Annotated in this window: 34 protein-coding genes; all 34 read left to right on the top strand. The window is 62.3% G+C overall.

Features of this window, described 5'->3' with window-relative positions; translation table 11 throughout:
- Positions 1–128: 128 nt before the first annotated feature.
- The 34 genes from rpsJ (at position 129) to NMG70_RS20525 (ending at position 23,480) form a co-directional block, all read left to right on the top strand.
- The gene (rpsJ, locus tag NMG70_RS20690) at positions 129–437 is read left to right on the top strand and encodes a 30S ribosomal protein S10 (protein WP_006205468.1); all 309 of its coding nucleotides are present in this window, start codon (positions 129–131) and stop codon (positions 435–437) included.
- Between the two features lie 140 nt (positions 438–577).
- Positions 578–1,306 carry a 50S ribosomal protein L3 gene (gene rplC / locus NMG70_RS20685; RefSeq protein WP_254026226.1) on the top strand — a complete coding sequence of 243 codons (729 nt, stop codon included), beginning with the start codon at positions 578–580 and terminating at the stop codon, positions 1,304–1,306.
- A complete protein-coding gene (gene rplD, locus NMG70_RS20680) occupies positions 1,306–1,926 on the top strand; it encodes a 50S ribosomal protein L4 (protein ID WP_027154042.1) in 621 nt (206 codons plus the stop codon). The genes rplC and rplD overlap by 1 nt, the downstream gene beginning before the upstream one ends.
- Complete coding sequence (locus tag NMG70_RS20675) at positions 1,923–2,216, top strand: 50S ribosomal protein L23 (protein WP_254026225.1); 294 nt, start codon at positions 1,923–1,925, stop codon at positions 2,214–2,216. The genes rplD and NMG70_RS20675 overlap by 4 nt, the downstream gene beginning before the upstream one ends.
- Positions 2,217–2,239: 23 nt before the next feature.
- Positions 2,240–3,073 carry a 50S ribosomal protein L2 gene (gene rplB, locus NMG70_RS20670; protein WP_095488566.1) on the top strand — a complete coding sequence of 278 codons (834 nt, stop codon included), beginning with the start codon at positions 2,240–2,242 and terminating at the stop codon, positions 3,071–3,073.
- A 16-nt stretch (positions 3,074–3,089) separates the two neighbouring features.
- Positions 3,090–3,368 (top strand): 30S ribosomal protein S19, encoded by a 279-nt coding sequence (gene rpsS / locus NMG70_RS20665; RefSeq protein ID WP_006205463.1) that lies wholly within the window; start codon positions 3,090–3,092, stop codon positions 3,366–3,368.
- 2 nt (positions 3,369–3,370) lie between these two features.
- The gene (gene rplV / locus NMG70_RS20660) at positions 3,371–3,760 is read left to right on the top strand and encodes a 50S ribosomal protein L22 (RefSeq protein WP_023799292.1); all 390 of its coding nucleotides are present in this window, start codon (positions 3,371–3,373) and stop codon (positions 3,758–3,760) included.
- The gene (gene rpsC / locus NMG70_RS20655) at positions 3,760–4,485 is read left to right on the top strand and encodes a 30S ribosomal protein S3 (RefSeq protein WP_077377560.1); all 726 of its coding nucleotides are present in this window, start codon (positions 3,760–3,762) and stop codon (positions 4,483–4,485) included. Before rplV ends, rpsC begins: the two co-directional genes overlap by 1 nt.
- A 27-nt stretch (positions 4,486–4,512) precedes the next feature.
- The gene (gene rplP, locus NMG70_RS20650; protein ID WP_023799290.1) at positions 4,513–4,926 is read left to right on the top strand and encodes a 50S ribosomal protein L16; all 414 of its coding nucleotides are present in this window, start codon (positions 4,513–4,515) and stop codon (positions 4,924–4,926) included.
- Positions 4,927–4,939: 13 nt separating this feature from the next.
- Positions 4,940–5,140 (top strand): 50S ribosomal protein L29, encoded by a 201-nt coding sequence (gene rpmC, locus NMG70_RS20645; RefSeq protein WP_023799289.1) that lies wholly within the window; start codon positions 4,940–4,942, stop codon positions 5,138–5,140.
- Between the two features lie 11 nt (positions 5,141–5,151).
- The gene (gene rpsQ, locus NMG70_RS20640; RefSeq protein WP_023799288.1) at positions 5,152–5,391 is read left to right on the top strand and encodes a 30S ribosomal protein S17; all 240 of its coding nucleotides are present in this window, start codon (positions 5,152–5,154) and stop codon (positions 5,389–5,391) included.
- Between the two features lie 71 nt (positions 5,392–5,462).
- Positions 5,463–5,831, top strand: a complete 369-nt coding sequence (gene rplN, locus NMG70_RS20635; protein WP_006205457.1) for a 50S ribosomal protein L14 — start codon at positions 5,463–5,465, stop codon at positions 5,829–5,831.
- 12 nt (positions 5,832–5,843) lie between these two features.
- On the top strand, positions 5,844–6,158 hold the full coding sequence (gene rplX, locus NMG70_RS20630; RefSeq protein ID WP_013531428.1) for a 50S ribosomal protein L24: 315 nt from the start codon (positions 5,844–5,846) through the stop codon (positions 6,156–6,158).
- The gene (rplE, locus tag NMG70_RS20625) at positions 6,151–6,729 is read left to right on the top strand and encodes a 50S ribosomal protein L5 (RefSeq protein ID WP_023799287.1); all 579 of its coding nucleotides are present in this window, start codon (positions 6,151–6,153) and stop codon (positions 6,727–6,729) included. Before rplX ends, rplE begins: the two co-directional genes overlap by 8 nt.
- Before the next feature lie 27 nt (positions 6,730–6,756).
- Positions 6,757–7,062, top strand: a complete 306-nt coding sequence (rpsN, locus tag NMG70_RS20620) for a 30S ribosomal protein S14 (RefSeq protein WP_254026224.1) — start codon at positions 6,757–6,759, stop codon at positions 7,060–7,062.
- 12 nt (positions 7,063–7,074) lie between these two features.
- The gene (rpsH, locus tag NMG70_RS20615) at positions 7,075–7,473 is read left to right on the top strand and encodes a 30S ribosomal protein S8 (protein WP_006205453.1); all 399 of its coding nucleotides are present in this window, start codon (positions 7,075–7,077) and stop codon (positions 7,471–7,473) included.
- 111 nt (positions 7,474–7,584) lie between these two features.
- Complete coding sequence (gene rplF, locus NMG70_RS20610) at positions 7,585–8,118, top strand: 50S ribosomal protein L6 (RefSeq protein WP_254026223.1); 534 nt, start codon at positions 7,585–7,587, stop codon at positions 8,116–8,118.
- 194 nt (positions 8,119–8,312) lie between these two features.
- Positions 8,313–8,672, top strand: a complete 360-nt coding sequence (gene rplR / locus NMG70_RS20605; RefSeq protein ID WP_254026222.1) for a 50S ribosomal protein L18 — start codon at positions 8,313–8,315, stop codon at positions 8,670–8,672.
- An 80-nt stretch (positions 8,673–8,752) separates the two neighbouring features.
- Positions 8,753–9,316 carry a 30S ribosomal protein S5 gene (gene rpsE / locus NMG70_RS20600; RefSeq protein ID WP_006333394.1) on the top strand — a complete coding sequence of 188 codons (564 nt, stop codon included), beginning with the start codon at positions 8,753–8,755 and terminating at the stop codon, positions 9,314–9,316.
- 24 nt (positions 9,317–9,340) lie between these two features.
- Entirely contained in the window at positions 9,341–9,538 is a 198-nt protein-coding gene (gene rpmD / locus NMG70_RS20595) for a 50S ribosomal protein L30 (protein WP_023736690.1), read from the top strand.
- Between the two features lie 22 nt (positions 9,539–9,560).
- A complete protein-coding gene (rplO, locus tag NMG70_RS20590) occupies positions 9,561–10,034 on the top strand; it encodes a 50S ribosomal protein L15 (RefSeq protein WP_254026221.1) in 474 nt (157 codons plus the stop codon).
- Between the two features lie 204 nt (positions 10,035–10,238).
- Positions 10,239–11,579 (top strand): preprotein translocase subunit SecY, encoded by a 1,341-nt coding sequence (gene secY, locus NMG70_RS20585; protein WP_254026220.1) that lies wholly within the window; start codon positions 10,239–10,241, stop codon positions 11,577–11,579.
- Positions 11,576–12,196 carry an adenylate kinase gene (locus NMG70_RS20580; RefSeq protein WP_254026219.1) on the top strand — a complete coding sequence of 207 codons (621 nt, stop codon included), beginning with the start codon at positions 11,576–11,578 and terminating at the stop codon, positions 12,194–12,196. The genes secY and NMG70_RS20580 overlap by 4 nt, the downstream gene beginning before the upstream one ends.
- Before the next feature lie 191 nt (positions 12,197–12,387).
- Positions 12,388–12,756, top strand: a complete 369-nt coding sequence (gene rpsM / locus NMG70_RS20575; RefSeq protein ID WP_023799280.1) for a 30S ribosomal protein S13 — start codon at positions 12,388–12,390, stop codon at positions 12,754–12,756.
- A gap of 158 nt (positions 12,757–12,914) precedes the next feature.
- Positions 12,915–13,304: a 30S ribosomal protein S11 gene (rpsK, locus tag NMG70_RS20570; protein ID WP_023799279.1), complete on the top strand. Its 390-nt coding sequence runs from the start codon at positions 12,915–12,917 to the stop codon at positions 13,302–13,304.
- A gap of 100 nt (positions 13,305–13,404) precedes the next feature.
- On the top strand, positions 13,405–14,415 hold the full coding sequence (locus tag NMG70_RS20565) for a DNA-directed RNA polymerase subunit alpha (protein ID WP_023799278.1): 1,011 nt from the start codon (positions 13,405–13,407) through the stop codon (positions 14,413–14,415).
- Positions 14,416–14,510: 95 nt separating this feature from the next.
- Positions 14,511–14,942: a 50S ribosomal protein L17 gene (gene rplQ / locus NMG70_RS20560; protein WP_254026218.1), complete on the top strand. Its 432-nt coding sequence runs from the start codon at positions 14,511–14,513 to the stop codon at positions 14,940–14,942.
- Between the two features lie 195 nt (positions 14,943–15,137).
- Positions 15,138–16,625: a DegQ family serine endoprotease gene (locus tag NMG70_RS20555; protein ID WP_254026217.1), complete on the top strand. Its 1,488-nt coding sequence runs from the start codon at positions 15,138–15,140 to the stop codon at positions 16,623–16,625.
- Positions 16,626–16,676: 51 nt separating this feature from the next.
- The gene (locus tag NMG70_RS20550; RefSeq protein WP_254026216.1) at positions 16,677–17,987 is read left to right on the top strand and encodes a replication-associated recombination protein A; all 1,311 of its coding nucleotides are present in this window, start codon (positions 16,677–16,679) and stop codon (positions 17,985–17,987) included.
- A gap of 109 nt (positions 17,988–18,096) precedes the next feature.
- The gene (gene crcB, locus NMG70_RS20545; protein ID WP_254026215.1) at positions 18,097–18,474 is read left to right on the top strand and encodes a fluoride efflux transporter CrcB; all 378 of its coding nucleotides are present in this window, start codon (positions 18,097–18,099) and stop codon (positions 18,472–18,474) included.
- Between the two features lie 134 nt (positions 18,475–18,608).
- Positions 18,609–19,589: an RluA family pseudouridine synthase gene (locus NMG70_RS20540; RefSeq protein ID WP_254026214.1), complete on the top strand. Its 981-nt coding sequence runs from the start codon at positions 18,609–18,611 to the stop codon at positions 19,587–19,589.
- 50 nt (positions 19,590–19,639) lie between these two features.
- On the top strand, positions 19,640–20,515 hold the full coding sequence (locus NMG70_RS20535; protein WP_254026254.1) for a DMT family transporter: 876 nt from the start codon (positions 19,640–19,642) through the stop codon (positions 20,513–20,515).
- 11 nt (positions 20,516–20,526) lie between these two features.
- Positions 20,527–21,318: an ATP12 family chaperone protein gene (locus tag NMG70_RS20530; protein WP_254026253.1), complete on the top strand. Its 792-nt coding sequence runs from the start codon at positions 20,527–20,529 to the stop codon at positions 21,316–21,318.
- Between the two features lie 272 nt (positions 21,319–21,590).
- Complete coding sequence (locus NMG70_RS20525) at positions 21,591–23,480, top strand: MFS transporter (RefSeq protein ID WP_254026213.1); 1,890 nt, start codon at positions 21,591–21,593, stop codon at positions 23,478–23,480.
- The last annotated feature ends 52 nt before the right edge of the window (positions 23,481–23,532 follow it).

Below are 23,532 nucleotides of genomic sequence, written 5' to 3'. Positions count from 1 at the left end.
GCTTCGCCATCCGTGAAGGCGGCCGCACCGTCGGTGCCGGCATCGTAGTCACCATCAAAGAGTAATTTGGACTTAAACCGATCTGTCGCGGGCGCTGCCCGCGCCGCGCCAGAACAAGGAAGTGACGCATGAACGGACAGAATATCCGCATCCGCCTGAAGGCGTTTGATCACCGGGTGCTTGACGCCTCGACGCGGGAAATCGTGTCGACGGCCAAGCGCACCGGCGCCAACGTCCGCGGCCCCATTCCGCTGCCGACGCGGATCGAAAAGTTCACGGTCAACCGGTCGCCTCACGTCGACAAGAAGAGCCGCGAGCAGTTCGAGATGCGCACGCACAAGCGTCTGCTCGACATCGTCGATCCGACCCCGCAGACGGTCGACGCTTTGATGAAGCTCGATCTTGCCGCCGGTGTCGACGTCGAGATCAAGCTCTAAGGAACCAGAGCGGCGGGGCGACCCGGAACTCTGAAGGAACAAGAGGCGTGGAGGGGCGACAGCCCCGACAGGGAACTCTGAAGGAACAAGAGGCGTGGAGGGGCGACAGCCCCGACAGGGAACTCTAAAGGAATGAACCGATGCGTTCAGGTGTGATTGCAAAGAAGGTGGGAATGACCCGCATCTACAACGATGCCGGGGAACATGTTCCCGTCACCGTTCTCCAGATGGAGAACTGCCAGGTCGTGGCGCAGCGCACGCAGGAGAAGAACGGCTATACCGCCGTCCAGCTCGGCGTTGGCCTTGCCAAGGTGAAGAACACGTCGAAGGCGATGCGCGGCCATTTCGCAACCGCTTCCGTCGAGCCGAAGGCCAAGGTTGCCGAGTTCCGCGTCTCCGCCGACAACATGATCGATGTCGGCGCCGAGATCACCGTCGATCATTTCGTCGTCGGCCAGAAGGTCGATGTGACGGGAACCACGATCGGCAAGGGTTTCCAGGGCGTCATCAAGCGGCACCACATGGGCGGTGGCCGCGCGACCCACGGCAACTCGGTCTCGCACCGTACGCACGGCTCGACCGGCCAGCGCCAGGACCCGGGCAAGGTGTTCAAGGGCAAGCACATGGCCGGCCACATGGGTGACACCCGCGTCACCACGCAGAATGTCGAGGTCGTCTCGACCGACGCCCATCGCGGTCTGATCCTGATCCGCGGCGCGGTTCCCGGTTCGAAGGGCGCCTGGATCCTGGTCCGTGACGCGGCCAAGGTTGCGCTGCCGGCCAATGCGCCGAAGCCCGCCGCAATCCGCGCCATTGCAACCAGTGATGGCGCCAAGAACGATGCCCCGGCCACAGAGGGAGCGGAATAATGGACCTCAAGATCACAACGCTTGGCGGCAAGGACGCCGGCAAGGTGAAACTCTCCGAGGAGATTTTCGGCCTTGATCCGCGCGAGGACATCCTGCAGCGCGTCGTGCGCTGGCAGCTTGCCAAGAAGCAGCAGGGCACGCACAAGACCAAGGGTCGCGCCGAGATCGCCCGCACCGGCGCCAAGATGTACAAGCAGAAGGGTACGGGCCGCGCCCGCCACCATTCGGCGCGCGCTCCGCAGTTCCGCGGCGGCGGCAAGGCCCACGGCCCGGTCGTCCGCAGCCACGAGCACGATTTGCCGAAGAAGGTGCGTGCGCTGGGCCTCAAGCATGCTCTCTCGGCCAAGGCCAAGAGCGCCTCGCTCATCATCATCGATGAGCTGATGCTGACCGAGGCCAAGACCAAGGCGCTGATCGCGAATTTCGCGACGCTGGGCCTGTCCAACGCCCTGCTGATCGGCGGCGCCGAGCTCGACAAGAATTTCAAGCTGGCGGCGACGAACATCCCGAACATCGACGTGCTGCCCATCCAGGGCATCAACGTCTACGACATTCTGCGCCGCGGCACGCTGGTCCTTTCGAAGGCCGCCGTCGAGGCTCTCGAGGAGCGCTTCAAATGACCGACCTTCGTCACTACGACGTGATCGTCTCGCCGGCGATCACCGAAAAGTCGACCATGGCTTCCGAGCAAAACCAGATCGTCTTCAATGTCGCCAAGAAGGCGTCGAAGCCGGAAATTAAGGCTGCCGTCGAAGCGCTGTTCGGCGTCAAGGTGATGGCCGTGAACACGCTTGTTCGCAAGGGCAAGATCAAGCGCTTCCGCGGCACGATCGGCCGCCAGAGCGACGTCAAGAAGGCGATTGTGACGCTGGCCGACGGCCAGTCGATCGACGTCGCGACGGGTCTCTGAGCAAGACGGCGAGGACAACGGACATGGCACTGAAAAAATTCAACCCGATAACGCCGAGCACCCGCCAGCTAGTCATCGTCGACCGCTCGGGCCTCTACAAGGGCAAGCCCGTCAAGGGCTTGACCGAAGGCCTGACCAAGTCGGGCGGCCGCAACAATTACGGCCGCATCACGGCCCGCTTCATCGGCGGCGGTCACAAGCGTACGTACCGCATCATCGACTTCAAGCGCCGCAAGTTCGACGTTGTCGGCACGGTCGAGCGTATCGAATACGATCCGAACCGCAGCGCCTTCATCGCGCTGATCAAGTATGACGATGGCGAGCTGTCCTACATCATCGCCCCGCAGCGCCTTGCTGCCGGCGACAAGATCGTGGCCGGCGAAGCGGTCGACGTGAAGCCGGGCAATGCGATGCCGCTGGCCTCGATGCCGGTCGGCACGATCGTCCACAACATCGAGCTGAAGCCGGGCAAGGGCGCCCAGGTTGCCCGTTCGGCTGGCGGTTATGCCCAGCTCGTCGGCCGTGACCAGGGCATGGCGATCCTGCGCCTGAACTCAGGCGAGCAGCGTGTCGTCCACGGCTCGTGCATGGCCACCGTCGGCGCCGTGTCCAACCCGGACCACGGCAACATTAATGACGGCAAGGCAGGCCGCACGGTGTGGCGGGGAAAACGTCCGCACAACCGCGGCGTGACCATGAACCCGGTCGACCATCCGCACGGCGGCGGCGAAGGCCGCACCTCGGGTGGCCGCCATCCGGTTTCGCCTTGGGGCAAGCCGACCAAGGGCAAGAAGACGCGGTCCAATAAGGCGACCGACAAGTTCATCCTGCGCTCGCGCCATCAGCGCAAGAGCTAAGAAGAGGTAACGCCAAGTGACTCGTTCGATTTGGAAAGGCCCTTTCATCGACGGCTACCTTCTCAAGAAGGTGGACAAGGTTCGTGAAGGTGGTCGCAATGAGGTGATCAAGATGTGGAGCCGTCGCTCCACCATCCTGCCGCAGTTCGTCGGCTTCACCTTCGGTGTCTACAACGGCCAGAAGCACGTTCCCGTTTCGGTGAACGAGGACATGGTCGGCCACAAGTTCGGTGAATTCGCTCCGACCCGGACCTATTACGGTCATGGCGCGGATAAGAAGGCGAAGAGGAAATAATCATGGGCAAGGCCAAAGCTCCGCGCAGGCTTGCTGACAACGAAGCGCGCGCCGTGTTGCGCACGATTCGTATCAGCCCGCAGAAGCTGAACCTGGTTGCCGCGCTGATCCGCGGCAAGAAGGTCGCGACAGCGCTTTCCGATCTCGAATTCTCGGCCAAGCGGATTTCCGGCACGGTCAAGAAGACGCTGGAATCGGCGATCGCTAACGCGGAAAACAACCACGACCTCGACGTCGATGCTCTGATCGTGGCGGAAGCCTATGTCGGCAAGTCGATCGTCATGAAGCGGTTCCATGCCCGTGGCCGTGGCCGCGCCAGCCGTATCGAGAAGCCGTTCTCGCACCTCACGATCGTCGTTCGTGAAGTCGAAGAAAAAGTGGAGGCCGCATAATGGGCCAGAAAATCAATCCTATCGGTCTGCGTCTCGGCATCAACCGCACCTGGGATTCGCGCTGGTTCGCCAACACCGGCGAGTACGGCAAGCTGCTGCATGAGGACATCAAGATCCGCAAGTATCTTGAGAAGGAACTCAAGCAGGCCGCGATTTCGAAGGTCGTGATCGAGCGTCCGCACAAGAAGTGCCGCGTCACCATCCACGCGGCGCGTCCGGGCCTGATCATCGGCAAGAAGGGCGCCGACATCGAGAAGCTTCGCAAGAAGCTGATGGAGATGACGAAGTCCGAGACGCATTTGAACATCGTCGAAGTGCGTAAGCCCGAGATCGACGCGACGCTGGTCGCCCAGTCGATCGCGCAGCAGCTCGAGCGCCGCATCGCGTTCCGCCGCGCCATGAAGCGCGCCGTGCAGTCGGCGATGCGCCTCGGTGCCGAAGGCATCCGCATCAACTGCGCCGGCCGTCTTGGCGGCGCCGAGATCGCGCGCATGGAATGGTATCGCGAAGGTCGCGTGCCGCTGCATACGCTGCGCGCCGACGTCGACTACGGCACGGCCGAAGCACACACCGCCTACGGCATCTGCGGCGTCAAGGTCTGGGTGTTCAAGGGCGAAATCCTCGAGCACGACCCGATGGCTTCGGAGCGCCGCGCCACCGAGGGCGATCATGCGCATGGCGGTGGTGGTGAGCGCGAACGCGGTCGCCGTCGCGAAAACGCCTGAGACAGTTGAGAATTTGGAGTTAGAACGATGCTGCAGCCAAAGCGCACAAAGTTCCGCAAGCAGTTCAAGGGTCGTATCCACGGTGCCGCCAAGGGTGGCACCAATCTGGATTTCGGCGGTTTCGGGCTGAAGGCGCTTGAGCCGAACCGCGTCACCGCGCGTGAGATCGAGGCGGCCCGCCGCGCGATCACCCGCGAGATGAAGCGCGCCGGCCGCGTCTGGATCCGTATCTTCCCGGACGTGCCGGTGACGTCGAAGCCGACCGAAGTCCGCATGGGCAAGGGCAAGGGCGCGGTCGATTACTGGGCGGCGCGCGTCAAGCCTGGCCGCATCATGTTCGAGATCGACGGCGTCAATGAGGAAACCGCCCGTGAGGCGCTGCGTCTCGGCGCGGCCAAGCTCTCGGTCAGGACGCGCTTCGTACAGCGCATCGCAGAATAAGGACGGGCTGATCATGAAAGCCGAAGACATCCGGACCAAGACCCAGGACCAGCTGACCGACGAATTGGCCAGCCTGAAGAAGGAGCAGTTCAACCTGCGCTTCCAGAAGGCCACCGGCCAGCTCGAGAAGACCGCGCGCGTGAGGCAGGTCCGCAAGGACATTGCGCGTATCAAGACCATCGCTGCGGAAAAGTCCGCGGCTAAGAAGGCTTAAGGACGAAAACCATGCCAAAGCGCATTCTGCAGGGCACCGTCGTCAGCGACAAAAACGAGAAGACGGTTGTCGTCAAGGTCGAACGGCGCTTCACGCATCCCGTGATGAAGAAGACCGTGCGCATGACCAAGAAGTACAAGGCGCACGACGAGAACAATGCCCACAAGGTCGGCGATCAGGTGTTCATCCAGGAATCGAAGCCGATCTCCAAGGACAAGCGCTGGACCGTCGTGTCTTCGGACCAGGCGTAAACAACGAATTTTGAACAGACCGGGGAGGGGCTTTGAGCCCGTCCCGTTAGAAGAGAAGAAGGCGGCCAGTCATGATTCAGATGCAAACAAACCTCGACGTCGCGGATAATTCCGGCGCCCGTCGTGTCATGTGCATCAAGGTGCTGGGCGGCTCGAAGCGGAAATACGCTTCCGTGGGCGACATCATCGTGGTGTCGATCAAGGAAGCCATCCCGCGCGGCCGCGTCAAGAAGGGCGATGTGATGAAGGCGGTCGTGGTTCGCACGGCCAAGGACATCCGCCGCCCGGACGGCAGCGTGATCCGTTTCGACAAGAACGCGGCCGTTCTCGTCGACAACAAGAAAGAGCCGATCGGCACGCGTATCTTCGGGCCGGTTCCGCGCGAACTCCGCGCCAAGAACCACATGAAGATCATCTCGCTCGCGCCTGAAGTGCTGTAAGGAGCCGGACCAATGCAGAAGATTAGAAAAGGCGACAAGGTCGTCGTGCTGGCCGGCAAGGACAAGGGCCGTTCGGGCGAAGTCCTCTCGGTACAGCCGAAGGAAGACACCGCGCTGGTGCGCGGCGTCAACATGATCCGTCGTCACCAGAAGCAGTCCCAGTCCCAAGAGGGCGGGATCATCACCAAGGAAGCGCCGATCCAGCTGTCGAACATCGCGCTGGCAGACCCCAAGGATGGCAAGCCGACCCGTGTCGGCTTCATCTTCCAGAAGGACGGCAAGAAGGTGCGCGTCGCCAAGCGCTCGGGAGAAGTCATCAATGGCTAAGGCTCAAACCAAGCAGGCGACTGCCCAGAACACGCCGCGCCTCAAGCAGGTCTACAACGAGACCATCCGCAAGGCGCTGCAGGAGCAGTTCGGCTACGAGAACGAGATGCAGGTTCCGCGCATCGACAAGATCGTGCTGAACATGGGCGTCGGCGAGGCGACCGGCGATTCGAAGAAGCCTTCGATCGCGGCGGAGGATCTTGCGCTGATCGCCGGCCAGAAGGCCGTCGTCACCCACGCGCGCAACTCGATCGCCGGCTTCAAGGTCCGCGAAAAGATGCCGATCGGCGCCAAGGTCACGCTGCGCAAGGAACGCATGTACGAGTTCCTCGACCGCCTCGTGAACATCGCGCTGCCGCGCGTCCGCGACTTCCGCGGGCTCAATCCGAAGAGCTTCGATGGCCGTGGCAACTATGCCATGGGCATCAAGGAACACATCGTGTTCCCGGAGATCAACTACGACAAGGTTGATCAGATCTGGGGCATGGACGTCATCGTTTGTACGACTGCGAAGACGGACGACGAAGCCAGGGCATTGCTCAAGGCCTTCAACTTCCCCTTCCGCCAGTAACGGCAGCGAGAAAAGGAAAAATCTGAAATGGCAAAGACCAGCTCAGTCGAGAAGAACAACAGGCGCCGCAAGCTTGTGGACCAGTACGCTGCCAAGCGTAAGGTCCTCAAGGCGATCGTCATGGATCAGTCCAAGCCGATGGAAGAGCGCTTCCGCGCTCAGCTGAAGCTTGCGGCACTGCCGCGCAACTCGGCCAAGATCCGCATCCGCAACCGCTGCGAAGTCACCGGACGTCCGCGTGCCTACTATCGCAAGCTCAAAGTATCGCGCATCGCGCTTCGTGATCTCGGCAACAACGGCCAGATCCCGGGCCTGGTCAAGTCGAGCTGGTAAGGAGGACATAACATGTCATTGAGCGATCCTCTCGGCGATATGCTGACCCGCATCCGCAACGCCTATGGCCGCAAGAAGTCGAGCGTTTCGACGCCGGCCTCGCGCCTGCGTACCCGCGTCCTCGACGTGCTGAAGGCGGAAGGCTACATCCGCGACTACAGCCAGACCGACTTCGACAACGGCAAGTCCGAAATCGAAATCGAGCTAAAGTATTTCGACGGTGCGCCGGTCGTGCGCGAAATCGCCCGCGTCTCGAAGCCGGGCCGTCGTGTCTACGTTTCGGCGAAGTCGATCCCGCACGTCGCCAACGGCCTCGGCATCGCCATCCTTTCGACGCCGAAGGGCGTGATGGCCGACCACGAAGCGCGTGAACAGAATGTCGGCGGGGAAATCCTCTGCCAGATCTTCTGATCTGGAGCGCGATCCCGAACCGAACCACGCAGTGAAAAGTGGAACCCGGCTTCGGACAAGATCACGCTCGAAACAGAGACCTGAAACAAGAGAAGTGACGAGGACAACAAAATGTCTCGTATTGGAAAGAAACCCGTTTCGCTGCCGCAGGGCGTGACCGCGACCGTCGACGGCCAGACCGTCACGGCGAAGGGCCCCAAGGGTGAGCTGAAGTTCGTGGTCAACGACGAAGTACTGGTCAAGATGGAAGGCAGCGAGATCGCTGTCCAGCCACGCGACCAGACCAAGACCGCCCGTTCCAAATGGGGCATGTCCCGCACGCAGATCGTCAACATCCTGCAGGGCGTCAAGGACGGTTTCGAAAAGAGGCTCGAGATCACCGGCGTCGGCTATCGCGCCGCCATGCAGGGCAAGAACCTGCAGCTGGCGCTCGGCTTCAGCCATGACGTCGTCTACGAAACGCCGCAGGACATCACGATCACCGTGCCGAAGCCGACGGAAATCACCGTGACCGGCATCGACAAGCAGAAGGTCGGTCAGGTTGCTGCCGAGATCCGCGAATATCGCGGTCCTGAGCCGTACAAGGGCAAGGGCGTTCGTTACGCTGGCGAGAAGATCGTCCGCAAGGAAGGCAAGAAGAAGTAATTGCGTCAATAGTGAATGGTGAATGGTAAAATGGCAGTAGGATAGAGCAGGGGCCGGCTGGCACTTGGTTTCTACCTTTCACTATCTTTCCATTCACCATTCACTGCAAATCAACGCCGCGGGGAGCGGTCGCGGGAGGCTTGTCCTACCGCACAGGGTTGCCCCCGTTTTTTGAAGGCAAGGAACTGATACTCATGGGCTCGAAAGAATCCACTCAACGCCGCGCTCAGCGCGTCCGCCGCCAGATCAAGAAGGTCGCCGGCGAGCGTCCGCGTCTGTCGGTCCACCGCACGTCGAAGAACATCTACGTCCAGGTCATCGACGACGCCAAGGGCCACACCATCGCTGCCGCCTCGACGCTGGAGAAGGACATCAAGGGTTCGCTCAAGACCGGTGCCGACACTGCCGCCGCTGTGGCAATCGGCAAGCTGATTGCCGAGCGCGCTTCGAAGGCCGGCGTCAAGGAAGTCGTCTTCGACCGCGGACCGTACATCTACCACGGCCGCGTCAAGGCGCTGGCCGAGGCCGCCCGTGAAGGTGGCTTGAGTTTCTAAAACGTTTCGCTCCCGGCAACCCACAGAGGTGCCGGATATCATCATCAACCGTGCTTCCGGAAAAAAACAAGGAACAGGATATGGCACAGGAACGTAGGGATGGCGGCCGCGGCCGTGATCGCGAAGAGCGCGACGACGGCATGGTGGACAAGCTCGTCCACATCAACCGCGTCGCCAAGGTCGTCAAGGGCGGCCGGCGCTTCGGCTTTGCAGCACTCGTCGTCGTCGGCGACCAGAAGGGCCGCGTCGGCTTCGGTCACGGCAAGGCGCGCGAAGTGCCAGAGGCGATCCGCAAGGCGACCGAATCGGCCAAGCGCGACATGATCTTCGTGCCGCTGCGCTCGGGCCGTACGCTGCATCACGACGTCGAAGGACGCTGGGGTGCCGGACGCGTTCTGCTGCGCGCTGCCAAGCAGGGTACCGGCATCATCGCCGGCGGCCCGATGCGCGCCGTCTTCGAGACGCTCGGCATGCATGACGTGGTCGCCAAGTCGATGGGTTCGTCGAACCCGTACAACATGGTTCGCGCCACCTTCGACGCGCTGAAGAGCCAGATGCATCCCAAGGATGTGGCTGCCGCGCGCGGCATCAAGTATTCGACCCTTCAGGCCCGCCGCGGCACCGCCGTTGCGGCCGAAGAATAGTCGCGCTGACCAGGGATTTTGACCATGGCCAAGAAAGCAACCAAGACCGTCACCGTCGAGCAGATAGGTTCGCCGATCCGCCGGCCGAAGGAGCAGCGCGCGACGCTGGTCGGCCTCGGCCTCAACAAGATGCACAAGCAGCGCACGCTGGAGGACACCCCCTCCGTGCGCGGCATGATCGCTGCCGTCCAGCATCTCGTCCGCGTTGTGGACGAGGGCTGAACCAGAGCGCAGGAGAACTCAGATGAAACTCAACGATCTGCGTGACAAGGACGGCGCGACGCATTCCAGGAAGCGTCTCGGCCGCGGCATCGGTTCCGGCTCGGGCAAGACCGCCGGTCGCGGCGTCAAGGGCCAGAAGGCGCGCTCCGGCGTCGCCGTCAATGGATTCGAGGGTGGCCAGATGCCGCTCTACCGGCGCTTGCCGAAGCGTGGCTTCAACAACATCTTCGCCAAGAGCTTTACCGTCGTGTCGCTGGCCCGCATCCAGGCCGCGCTCGATGCCAAGAAGCTCGACGCCAAGACGATCGTGACCGCCGAAGCGCTGGTCGCGGCCGGCGTCATCCGCCGCGTCAAGGACGGCGTGCGCATCCTCTCCGACGGCGAGATCAAGTCGAAGCTTACCTTCGACGTGGCCGGCGCCTCCAAGGCTGCCATCGAGAAGATCGAAAAGGCCGGCGGTTCGGTGAAGCTGCCGGAAAAGGCAGCAGCCGAGTAACGGCGATTTGAAGCGCGATCGCCAGAGTGGAACACATAGAGTGGGACACCTTTCGCTTTCGATTGCGCTTTGATCCGCTCAATATTGCGGCCGCGTCAACGCGGCCGCTTGCATGTTTGCAGTCCGGAGCTTATCTCGTGAGCTTCGGTGACACGCGCCGCCTGAGTTGCGGGCCATCGAGCGTGACCAAGCGGAGAATCAGGCATGGCTTCGGCTGCTGAACAACTAGCCTCGAATCTGAATTTCTCGGCCTTCGCCAAGGCGGAGGATCTGAAGAAGCGCATCTGGTTCACCGTTGGCGCGCTGCTCGTCTACCGCCTCGGCACCTATATCCCGCTGCCCGGCATCAATCCCGACGCTTTCGCCCAGGCCTTCTCGTCGCAAAGCAAGGGCGTGCTTGGCATGTTCAACATGTTCGCCGGTGGCGCCGTCGAGCGCATGGCGATCTTTGCGCTCGGCATCATGCCCTATATCTCCGCTTCCATCATCATGCAGCTGATGACCTCCGTCATCCCGACACTGGAGGCGCTGAAGAAGGAAGGCGAGCAGGGCCGCAAGGTCATCAACCAGTATACCCGCTACGGCACCGTGCTTTTGGCGCTGGTCCAGGCCTACGGCATTGCGGTCGGACTGGAAGGCGGCAACGGCATCGTCAGCGATCCCGGCATGTTCTTCCGCATCTCGACCGTCATCACGCTGGTCGGCGGCACCATGTTCCTGATGTGGCTCGGCGAGCAGATCACCGCCCGCGGCATCGGCAACGGCATTTCGCTGATCATCTTTGCCGGCATCGTCGCCGGCCTGCCGCAAGCCATCTCCGGTACGCTGGAACTTGGCCGCACCGGCGCGCTGTCGACCGGCCTGATCCTGGCGATCATCGTTCTCGCCGTCGTCGTTATCGCGCTGATTGTGTTCTTCGAGCGCGCCCAGCGGCGCTTGCTGATCCAGTATCCAAAGCGCCAGGTCGGCAACCGCATGTTCCAGGGCGACACCTCGCACCTGCCGCTCAAGCTCAACACGGCCGGCGTCATTCCGCCGATCTTCGCCTCTTCGCTGCTGTTGCTGCCGGCAACGGTCGCCGGCTTCTCGCAGACGACCAACATGCCAGCCTGGGCCAGCACTGTCCTGGCGGCACTCGGCCATGGCCAGCCGCTCTACATGGCGTTCTATGCGGCGATGATCGTGTTTTTCGCCTTCTTCTATACGGCGATCGTCTTCAACCCGAAGGACACCGCCGACCAGCTCAAGAAGCATTCGGGTTTCATTCCGGGCTACCGTCCGGGCGAGCGCACCGCCGATTATATCGACTATGTTCTCACCCGCATCACCGTCGTCGGCGCCATTTATCTGGTGCTGGTGTGTCTGCTGCCCGAGTTCCTGATTTCAGCGACTGGCGTACCATTCTACCTCGGTGGCACATCGCTTCTGATCGTGGTCAGTGTAACGCTCGACACGGTGGCGCAGATTCAGGGCCACCTGATCGCGCACCAGTATGAGGGCCTGATCAAGAAGTCGAAGCTGCGCGGGGGGAAGAAGGCCAGATGAGGTTGATATTGCTTGGGCCGCCAGGGGCGGGCAAGGGGACACAAGCACAAAGACTGGTAGAAAAATACGGCATACCCCAACTCTCCACGGGCGATATGCTGCGCGCTGCTGTCCAGGCCGGCACCGAAGTCGGCAAGCGGGCCAAGGCGGTGATGGATGCTGGCGAACTGGTTTCCGACGCCATCGTCAACGCCATTGTTGCCGAGCGCATCGATCAGGCCGATTGCGCCGGGGGATTCATCCTTGACGGATACCCGCGAACCCTGGTGCAGGCAGACGCGGTTGAATCGATGCTCTCGGCTCGCGGCCTCACTCTCGACGCCGTCATCGAACTTGTCGTCGACGACAAGGCGCTGGTTGGTCGAATCGGCAAGCGCGCCGAAGAGGCCAAGGCCGCGGGTCTGCCGGTGCGAAAGGACGACAATCCGGCGGTGTTCGAAGAGCGCCTGAAGGAGTACTACAAGAAGACGTCGCCACTGATCGGCTACTACTATGCCAAGGGCAAGCTCAGAGGTGTCGACGGCATGGCCGACATCGATGCGGTGACGCGGCAGATCGAAGCGGTGCTCACGGCTGCGACCCCAGTGGCGGCCCAAGGGTCTGCGTACGGAAAATAAACGATTACGCTTGACTGGAGCGGTTCGCTGGGGTATGGCGGCCCGTCTTCCTATCAGGCATGAGGCTTGCTTGCCCGCAAGGGCAAGGCAGCCGCTTTGAACTGGAAACTCCCGCATGGGCCGGCCTCCACCGGACGCGGGGCAACTTTGATAGCGCCGGCTTGTCCGGCCCACATGGAGAAGAGAAGAACATGGCTCGTATAGCCGGCGTCAACATTCCGACCAACAAGCGCGTCGTCATTGCGCTTCAGTACATTCACGGCATTGGCAAAAGCTTCGCCCAGGAGATCGTCGACAAGGTCGGCATCCCGGCCGAGCGCCGCGTCAACCAGCTGACCGATGCGGAAGTGCTGCAGATCCGCGAGACGATCGACCGTGACTACCAGGTCGAGGGCGATCTGCGCCGCGAAGTGTCGATGAACATCAAGCGGCTCATGGACCTCGGCTGCTATCGCGGCCTGCGTCATCGCCGCTCGCTGCCGGTTCGCGGCCAGCGCACGCATACCAATGCGCGCACCCGCAAGGGCCCGGCCAAGTCGATCGCCGGCAAGAAGAAGTAATTTAGGGGAATATGGGAGTAGGGCAGTAGGGCAGTATGTTTGGTCGCGGACGACCGCGCCGTACTAACATACTCCCTTACTGCCCTATTCCCCTACTCCCTTACGAAGGTGGAGCCGCTGGCATTACGGCGGTGTAGAGATCAACTGAAAGGACCATCATGGCCAAGGAAGCCACACGTGTTCGCCGTCGCGAACGCAAGAATATCTCGTCGGGCGTCGCCCACGTCAACTCGACCTTCAACAACACGATGATCACCATCACCGACGCGCAGGGCAATTCGATTGCCTGGTCGTCGGCGGGAGCCCAGGGCTTCAAGGGATCTCGCAAGTCGACCCCGTTCGCTGCCCAGATGGCTGCCGAGGACGTTGCCAAGAAGGCCCAGGAACACGGCATGCGCATGCTTGAGGTCGAGGTCTGCGGACCCGGCTCCGGTCGTGAATCGGCGCTGCGCGCATTGCAGGCAGCCGGCTTCACCATCACCTCGATCCGTGATGTGACGCCGATCCCGCACAATGGCTGCCGCCCGCGCAAGAAGCGCCGCGTCTAGAGAATACCGAACGCCGCGCGAACGCCAGGAGCGTTCCTCCACGGCATTCCAGGTCGCCCGCCACGATTGGATGGTGGCGGGTCAACGGAAGGAAAGCATCATGATCCAGAAAAATTGGCAGGAACTGATCAAGCCGAACAAGATCGAGTTCTCTTCGAAGAAGAAGACGCTGACCACGCTGGTCGCCGAGCCGCTCGAGCGCGGCTTCGGCCTGACCCTCGGCAACGCGCTGCGTCGCGTGCTTCTGTCTTCGCTGCGTGGTGCGGCTGTGACCGCCGTGCAGATCGACGGCGTTCTGCATGAATTCTCGTCGATCGCCGGCGTGCGCGAGGACGTGACCGACATCGTCTTGAACATCAAGGAAATCGCCATCCGCATGGAAGGCGACGGCCCCAAGCGCATGGTTGTGCGCAAGCAGGGACCGGGCGCTGTTCTCGCCGGCGACATCCAGACGGTCGGCGACGTCGAGATCCTCAATCCCGACCACGTCATTTGCACGCTGGACGAAGGCGCTGAAATCCGCATGGAGTTCACCGTCGATACCGGCAAGGGCTACGTGCCGGCCGACCGCAATCGCGCCGAAGACGCGCCGATCGGCCTCATTCCGGTCGACAGCCTCTACTCGCCGGTCAAGAAGGTCTCCTACAAGGTCGAGAACACCCGCGAGGGCCAGGTTCTCGACTATGACAAGCTGACCATGACGATCGACACCGACGGTTCGATCTCGGGCGAGGACGCGGTGGCTTTCGCCGCCCGCATCTTGCAGGACCAGCTTGGCCTGTTCGTCAATTTCGACGAGCCGCAGAAGGAAGTCGCCGCCGAACAGGTGACCGAGCTTGCCTTCAACCCGGCGCTGCTCAAGAAGGTCGACGAGCTTGAGCTTTCGGTGCGTTCGGCCAACTGCCTGAAGAACGACAACATCGTCTATATCGGCGACCTGATCCAGAAGACCGAAGCCGAGATGCTGCGCACCCCGAACTTCGGCCGCAAGTCGCTGAACGAGATCAAGGAAGTCCTGGCGGCGATGGGCCTGCACCTCGGCATGGAAGTGCCGGATTGGCCGCCGGAAAACATCGAAGACCTCGCCAAGCGTTACGAAGATCAATACTAAGCTTGATCCCGAAAAGTTGCAGACTTTTCGGATAAGATCATGCGGCTAACCAACTGAGGCTGTGGCCTCTGAACCCGGAATGAAGGAGAAGAGCCATGCGCCACGGATTTAAAGGCCGCCGCTTCGCCCGCAGCATAAGCCATCGCAAGTCGATGTTTGCCAACCTTGCCGTATCGCTCATCGAGCATGAGCAGATCCTCACCACCTTGCCGAAGGCGAAGGATCTGCGCCCGATCGTCGAGAAGTTGGTAACGCTCGGTAAGCGCGGCGACCTGCATGCCCGCCGCCAGGTGATTGCCCAGATCGGCAATGAAGGCGTCGTCAAGCGCCTGTTTGACACGATCGCGCCGCGCTACGCCACCCGCAACGGCGGCTATCTGCGCATCATGAAGGCGGGCTTCCGCCACGGCGACAACGCCGCAATGGCGGTCATCGAGTTCGTCGATCGCGACACCTCGGCCAAGGGCGCCGGCGACCGTGCCCGCATCGAGGCAGAAAGCACCGACGAGGAAGCCGCAGCCGCATAAGCTTCGGTTTATCCTGAAAGAGTTCAAAAGGGCCTGCGGGCCCTTTTATGCATTCTGGAAGCGGTAGGGAGCATTGCGGCGACTGTCTTGACTTAAGCTCATGTCGTTTCCTCGAGAATAATTCGATTACATCGACTTAGCCTTTCATTTTGCACAATCGTCGGGACAATGGCGCCCCGACCCGGAGGATTCGGAATGCGCGTAAAACGAATGTCCCTTGTTCTACTCTGCGCCTTGATGGCGGCGGCAGTCGTGCCGGTCGCCAGGCAGGCGCTGGCTCAGGACGACAAGGCCGATCCCGGTCTGTCCGACGTGCTGACCGACATGTTGCGCGGCGCCGAAGGCGAAAATGCCACCTCCGGTCCAGACAAGCGCGTGCCGTTCGGCCGCGAGGAGATGCAACTGTCATTTGCGCCGCTGGTCAAGCAGACGGCGCCGGCCGTGGTCAATGTCTATGCCTCGCAAACGGCCAGGCTGAGGTCGCCCTTCGACGGCGATCCGTTCTTCGAAGAGTTCTTTGGCCGTTCGCAGCCGCGTGCGCAGTCTTCGCTCGGCTCCGGCGTGCTGGTCGACCCGACAGGCGTAGTGGTCACCAATTTCCACGTCATCAAGGACGCCGATCAGGTCAAGGTCGCCACCGCGGACGGGCGTGAATTCGACAGCAAGGTGCTGCTCAAGGACGAGACGCTTGACCTCGCTGTGCTCAAGATCTCCGCCGACAAGCCATTTCCGGTCGTCGCCATCGGCGATTCCGACGCGCTCGAGGTTGGCGACCTGTTGTTGGCCATCGGCAACCCCTTCGGTGTCGGCCAGACCACCACCAGCGGCATCGTTTCGGCGCTTGCCCGCAGCCACATCGGCGTTTCCGACTCCAGTTTCTTCATCCAGACCGACGCAGCGATCAACCCCGGCAATTCCGGCGGTGCGCTGATCAACATGGGTGGCCAGTTGGTCGGCATCAACACGGCGATCTACAGCCGCAGCGGCGGCTCGATCGGCATCGGCTTTGCTATTCCCTCCAACATGGTTCGCGCTTTTGCCGATGCGGCCAAGGCCGGGCGTGACTTCTTCGAGCGGCCGTATATAGGCGCCGAATTCGAGCGCGTGACGCCGCAAATCGCCGAATCGCTTGGTCTCGAGACGCCGACCGGGGCGCTGGTTTCGTCCGTCGACGAAGCAGGGCCGGCGGCCAAGGCGGGGCTCAAGGCCGGCGACGTCGTGCTGTCGCTCAATGGCACGCCTGTCGAGAGTATCGAGGCGCTGGATTACCGGATGGCGACGCTGTCGATTGGCACCAATGCCAGCTTCGCCGTTCTGAGCAAAGGCCAGCAAGCGGCGATGGACATCGCGCTGGAGCGTGCGCCGGAAGGTGCAAAACTTGCGGAAGTGACGCTGCGCGGTCGCAGCCCGTTCTCCGGTGCCAAGGTTGCGGAACTGTCGCCGCGGCTCGCCCAGCGGCTCGGCATGCGCACGGACGTCAAGGGTGTTACGGTGATCGACATCAATCGCGGTTCGCCCGCAGCCGGTTTCGGCTTCCAGCCGGGCGACATCGTTCGCGAGGTCAACGGCTTGACGATCGATACCGCCGCGACCCTGGAACAGGCAGCCATGCAGGAGACGCGCTGGTGGCGCTTTACCGTCGAGCGCGACGGGCAGATACTGCGCCAGGTGTTGCGTTACTGAGCCCGAGCGTCGATCCTTCGGACGAGATCGCGCTCCAACGAAAAGAAGTGCATGGCCGATCTGTTCAGTGTCGATGAACCGGAAAAGGCGCCGCCCGGCAGGCCGCTGGCCGACCGACTGCGCCCGCAGAACCTCAGCGAGGTCGTCGGCCAGGAGCATCTGACCGGACCCGACGGCGCACTGACGCGGCTGATCGGCTCCGGCTCGCTCGGCTCGATGATCTTCTGGGGGCCGCCCGGGACGGGCAAGACCACCGTCGCGCGACTGCTTGCCGGCGAAACCAGCCTTGCGTTCCAACAGATATCGGCGGTGTTTTCCGGAGTCGCCGACCTGAAGAAAGTGTTTGAGGCGGCCAAGCTGCGCCGCACCAAGGGCCGTCAGACGCTGCTCTTCGTCGACGAGATCCATCGCTTCAACCGGGCCCAGCAGGACAGTTTTCTGCCTGTGATGGAAGACGGCACTGTCGTGCTGGTTGGCGCCACCACCGAAAACCCCTCCTTCGAGCTGAATGCCGCGCTTCTATCCCGCGCCCGCGTGCTCGTTTTCCATTCGCTCGGTGAGGACAGCATCGCAAAACTGCTGGCCCGTGCCGAAGAGACCGAGGGCAGGGCGCTGCCGCTCGACGAGGAGGCGAGGGCGATGCTCGTGCGCATGAGCGATGGCGATGGCCGTGCTGCCCTGACGCTGGCGGAAGAGGTCTGGCGCGCCGCCAAGTCAGGCGAGGTGTTCGGCGCCGAGGGCCTGCAGCGCATCGTCCAGCGCCGCGCGCCGATCTACGACAAGGGCCAGGACGGCCACTACAATCTGATCTCGGCGCTGCACAAATCGGTGCGCGGCTCCGATCCCGATGCCGCCCTCTATTATCTCGCCCGCATGTTTGACGCCGGCGAGGATCCGCTCTATCTCGGCCGCCGCCTGGTACGCATGGCGATGGAGGATATCGGGCTGGCCGACCCGCAGGCGCTGGTCGTCGCCAATGCCGCCAAGGATGCCTACGACTATTTGGGCTCGCCAGAGGGCGAGCTCGCCTTCGCCGAGGCCGCGGTTTATCTCGCCAGCGCGCCCAAATCCAACGCCGTCTACACCGCCTTCAAGGCCGCCACTCAGGCGGCGAAGGAGTTCGGCTCGCTACTGCCGCCCAAACATATCCTCAACGCGCCGACCAAGCTGATGAAAGAAGAAGATTACGGCGCGGGCTACCGTTACGACCACGACGAGCCGGACGCTTTTTCCGGACAGGATTATTTTCCGGAAAAGATGGGCCGCCGCACATTCTATGATCCGCCGGAGCGGGGTTTCGAGCGTGATATCAGGAAACGGCTCGACTATTGGGCGAAGCTGCGCGGCGAGCGGGACAGATGAGCTCGCTTCACTCGGCCGGTTCGGCAAAGGGCCCGTTCGACAATTGTGCTTCCGCCGAGCGCAAGGGGCAGGGATTGACCGGGGTGCCCGACAAGGCCAGTAAACGGCGATGATAAATCTCCTCCTCGTTGCCGCGGGCGGCGCTATTGGTGCGGGGCTGCGCCACATCGTCAATTTCGTTGCGCTGCGCCTTGTCGGCCCGAGTTTTCCCTGGGGCACCATGGCGATCAACATTGTCGGCTCTTTTGCCATGGGTCTGTTCGTCACGACCCTGGCGCGGCGCTACGGCGGATCGAACGAGCTTCGGCTGTTCGTCGCCACCGGCATCCTCGGCGGCTTCACCACCTTCTCCGCCTTTTCGCTCGACTTCGCGACACTGTGGGAGCGTGGCGCGACGCTGCCGGCGTTCGGATATGCCCTTGCCAGCCTCATTGGCGCGATCATTGCCCTGTTTCTGGGTCTTTGGCTCGCAAGAAGCCTGCCTTAATGCTATTGCCCCCGCTTACAGCACCGCGTGTCCCTTAGGACGCGCAAAGGACGCTGTAGCTTTTTGATTTTGCGCATGACCCTTTCCGAAAATCGAGTTCAGGTCATGCGCTGGAAACGGGTAAAAACGAGACAATGGCAGGCGTAGAACAGATCACGGTGGAGGCCGGCGAGGCGGGCATGCGGCTCGACCGCTGGTTCAAGACCCATTTTCCGGGTCTTGGCTTCGGCCATCTGCAAAAACTGCTGCGCTCCGGCCAGATCCGTGTCGATGGCGGCAGGGTGAAGGCCGATACCCGCGTCGAGCCGGGCCAGACGGTTCGCATCCCACCGCTCGAAGTCGACAAGAAGGGCGAGAGCCCGCTCACCGGCCACTCGATCCGCAACCAGGGCGACGCCGACGTTCTGGCCAAGATGCTGATCCATGAAGATCCAAAAGTGTTTGTCTTCAACAAGCCGGCCGGCCTCGCCGTCCAGGGTGGCTCAGGTGTCACCCGCAATGTCGATGACATGCTGGAAGCCTGGCGCAGCCAGAAGGGCGAGAAACCGCGTCTGGTGCACCGGCTCGACCGCGACACGTCAGGCGTGCTGGTCGTCGCCCGCACCAGGCTCGCCGCCATGAAGCTTGCCGAGGCGTTCCGGGCGCGTGAGACCAAGAAGACCTATTGGGCGCTGGTCAAGGGAATGCCACCGAAGCGCGAGGACAAGATCTCGACTTGGCTGATCAAGGAGCCGACGCCCGACGGCGACCGCGTGCGCGTCGCCAAGCATGGCGAAAAGGGCGCCGACCACGCGGTGTCTTATTACCGGATCGTCGAGCAGGCGGCGCAGACCCTGTCCTGGCTGGAGATGGAGCCTTATACCGGCCGTACCCACCAGCTTCGCGTCCATGCCGCTCACATCGGCTGCCCGATCATCGGTGACCCCAAATATTTCGAGGCCGACACCAATTGGGATTTTCCCGGCGGCATGCAGAACCGCCTGCATCTGCACGCGCGCCGCATCGTCATCCCGCATCCCGACAAGGGTTTTATCGACGTCACCGCACCGATGCCGCCGCATATGCGCCAGAGCTGGAACCTGATCGGCTTCGACGACGCCAGCGCGGAGGACTAGGGCCGGTGGGTATCGCCACCGATACGCTTGACCGGCGCGACAGGGTCGACATGGCGGCCGCCGCCATCATGTTGGGGCTGACCTTTTCCTGGGGGCTGAACTACGTCGCCGCCAAGATCTCCTATGCCGGCTATGATCCTGTTTTCCTGTCGATCGCGCGGTCGGTCATTGGCGGGCTGTGCGTTTTCGTCTGGTGCCGCTGGCGCGGCATTGTGCTTTTCACCCGCGACGGAACCCTTGTCGCCGGCATTCTGGCGGGCGCGCTCTTTGGTCTCGAGTTCCTGTTTCTCTATGTCGGGCTCGAACAGACGACCGTCGCGCGCAACACCTTGCTGGTCAACACCATGCCGTTCTGGGTGCTGGTCGGCGGGCATTTCCTGCTGAACGAACGCATCACCGCGCGCCGGCTCGTCGGCCTTCTGCTCGCTTTCGCCGGCCTGGTCGCGGTGTTCTCCGACCAGTTGAGCGCCGATAACGGCGCGACCCTGATTGGTGATCTGCTCAGTCTCGGCGCCGGCATTCTGTGGGCCTTGACCTACATCGTCATCAAGCGGACGAAATTGGCGGAAACCAGCGCCGAGAAATTGCTGCTCTATCAACTGGCCGGCGCTGCGATGGTCGGCGCCTTGGTGCTGCCTTTCGCCGGTTCGCCCGTCCGCGACTTCGCCGCTTTACCGACCTTGGCCTTGCTTTTCCAGGCGGTCTACATCGTCGCCTTCACCTATGTACTGTGGTTCTGGCTGCTGCGGCGCTATCCGGCATCGGGCCTGTCGAGCTTCACCTTCCTGTCGCCGGTGTTCGGCGTGCTGTGCGGTGCCATCTTCTTGAACGAGCCGCTGACCATTCGTATTTTCCTGGCACTCGGCCTCATCGCAGCCGGCCTGATCATTGTGAACCGGCCGACCCGAAAACAGATCCCCGGATGAAAGGCTCCGGCATGCGCGATATTCTCAACGACCTCGAAGCGGGAAAGCAGCTTTCCGATCCGGATCCGGTACGCCGTGCCCAGATCCAGATGAAGACACCCCTGCCGAAACGCTTCTACAAAGCCGTCGCGGTCGCACCGGCCGAGGCTGGTTTTGCCGTTCATCTCGATGGCAAGCCGGTCCGCACGCCGGGCAAGGCGCTTCTGATCCTGCCGACCGAAAAAGCCGCCACTCTGGTCGCCGACGAGTTCGCTGCGCAAGGCGAGACGATCGACCCGGTGACGATGCCGGTCATGCGTCTGGTCAACACGGCCATCGACGGCGTCACCAGCGATCCGCAGGCGGTTTTGGAAGACATCCTGCGCTTTGCCTCGTCCGACCTGCTCTGCTATCGCGCCGACGCACCCCAAGGGCTGGTCGATCGGCAGAACGAATATTGGGATCCCGTCATCGATTGGGCGCGGAGCGCGCTCGGCGCCCGGTTTCACCTCGCCGAAGGGGTGATCCATGTCGAGCAGCCGCGCGAGAGCATTGCGGTGCTCGGCGTTCATCTTGCCCAACGTGCCGACCCGCACCGGCTTGCCGCCATCCACGTCATGACCTCGCTGACCGGATCGGCGCTGCTGGCGCTGGCCGTCGATTTCGGCGAGATCGACGGCGAGGCAGCCTGGGCCGCCGGTCATGTCGACGAGGACTGGCAGGCCGAGCACTGGGGCCATGACGCGGAAGCTGTCGCCCGCCGTGCCCACCGCAAGCGCGACATGATGGCCGCCGCCGGTCTCCTCGAGGCGCTCAAGGGCTGACCGCAATCGCCGCGTTGCACATTAGAGCGACGTGCGTTCAAGTTGGACGTGCGAAGTACGCTCTAAGACCTTGAAACTATGCATCGTGCTTTCGGAAGATCGATTTCGATCTTCGGGCCGATGCATTGGACCAAAGTCATAATCCCAAAGGCGGGCTGCCTCTGGGTGGCGCTTTCTGTCATTTCTCACGGCGATTGCTGCTCGAGTTCGTGTCCAGAGGCACGACACCGCGCAGCATCAAGCACAGCGAGATATCACGGGAGGACGAATTCATGGCAATGGCAGCGACCGCCGGCAGAGCAAGCCGCGGCATGACGCGGGAAGAGAAGAAAGTCATCTTCGCTTCCTCGCTCGGCACGGTTTTCGAATGGTACGATTTCTATCTCTACGGCGCGTTGGCGGCCTCGATCGGCATGACATTCTTCAACTCGTATCCGGAAGCGACGCGCAACATCTTCACGCTGCTGGTTTTCGCTGCTGGCTTCCTCGTGCGCCCGTTCGGCGCGCTGGTGTTTGGCCGCATCGGCGATCTCGTAGGTCGCAAATACACTTTTCTCGTCACCATCATGATCATGGGCCTGTCGACCTTCCTGGTCGGCCTGCTGCCTGGTTCGGCAAGCTGGGGCATTGCAGCGCCCATTATCCTGATTGCGCTGCGTATGCTACAGGGCCTGGCGCTCGGCGGTGAGTATGGCGGTGCGGCGACCTATGTGGCCGAGCATGCGCCCGACGACCGTCGCGGCTTCTATACGTCGTGGATCCAGACGACGGCGACGCTCGGCCTGTTCCTGTCGCTGGTCGTCATCCTTATCGTGCAAAATTCGCTGAGCAAGGAGGATTTCGACGCCTGGGGCTGGCGTGTTCCATTTCTGCTCTCAGCCATTCTGCTCGGCATATCGGTCTGGATTCGCCTGTCGCTTGCCGAATCGCCGACCTTCCAGCGCATGAAGGACGAGGGCAAGGGCTCCAAGGCGCCGCTGACGGAGGCCTTCGGACAGTGGAAGAATGCCAAGATCGCCATTCTGGCGCTTTTCGGCCTTACCGCCGGCCAGGCCGTGGTTTGGTATAACGGCCAATTCTACGCGCTGTTCTTCCTGCAGAACGTGCTCAAGGTCGACGGCCAGTCGGTCAACATCATGATCGCCATCGCGCTGGCACTCGGCACGATCTTCTTCGTCGTGTTCGGCTGGCTCTCCGACAAGATCGGCCGCAAGCCGATCATCATGGCGGGCCTGGCGCTGGCGATCGTCACCACCTTCCCGCTGTTCAAGGCGCTGACCTGGGCAGCCAACCCGGCGCTCGCCACCGCGCAGCAAAACACCCGTGCCACGATTACCGCTGCGCCTGGCGACTGCAAGTTCCAGTTCAATCCGACCGGAACGCGCAAGCCTCTGACGTCGTGCGATATTGCGACGGACTTTCTTGCCAAGAGCTCGGTGCCCTATGACATCGTCACGACAGCGGCACCGGGGACTGCGGCCAGCGTCAAGATCGGCACCGCAACGGTGGCGTCCTATGACGCCGTGGCAGCCGCAGACAAGGCAACTTCAAGCGACGCCGCGTTCAAGAAGGCAATCAACATTGCATTGCGGGACGGCGGCTATCCGCTCAAGCGTGCTGCGGCCAAGGTGGCCGACCAGAAGCTTGACGCCTTCGTCGCGGCCAATCCGGAACTGAAGCTCGACGCCGCCGCAATCCGCGCCGGCGACAAGACGACGCTTGCGGCCGACCGGGCGATCAAGGACAAACTGCTGACGGCCGATGAGGCCGCGGCGGGAGCGCCCGAGATCACCGTCTACAACGTGCCGGGGGCAGGCGCCTTTGCGATGTTTGCCGACCCTGAACAGGTCAGCTGGGCAAAAGTCATCGGCATCCTGTTCATCCTCGTCCTTTACGTGACCATGGTCTACGGACCGATCGCCGCGATCCTGGTAGAAATGTTCCCGACCCGCATCCGCTATACCGGCATGTCGTTGCCCTATCACATCGGCAATGGCTGGTTCGGCGGCCTGCTGCCGGCAACGGTGTTCGCGCTCAGCGCCTACAGCGGCGATATCTATTACGGCCTATGGTATCCGGTGGTGATCGCGGCGATGTCGCTGGTCATCGGAACCATCTTTGTCAGGGATACGCTGGGAACGGACTTGCACGCCAAGACCTGATCCTCGCCTGACAGCAAAAAGGAAAAGCCCGGCGTGAGTGATCGCGCCGGGC

The sequence above is a fragment of the Mesorhizobium ventifaucium genome (assembly GCF_935822925.1).
Taxonomy (GTDB): domain Bacteria; phylum Pseudomonadota; class Alphaproteobacteria; order Rhizobiales; family Rhizobiaceae; genus Mesorhizobium; species Mesorhizobium ventifaucium.
This window is presented reverse-complemented; position numbering and strand designations above follow the sequence as displayed.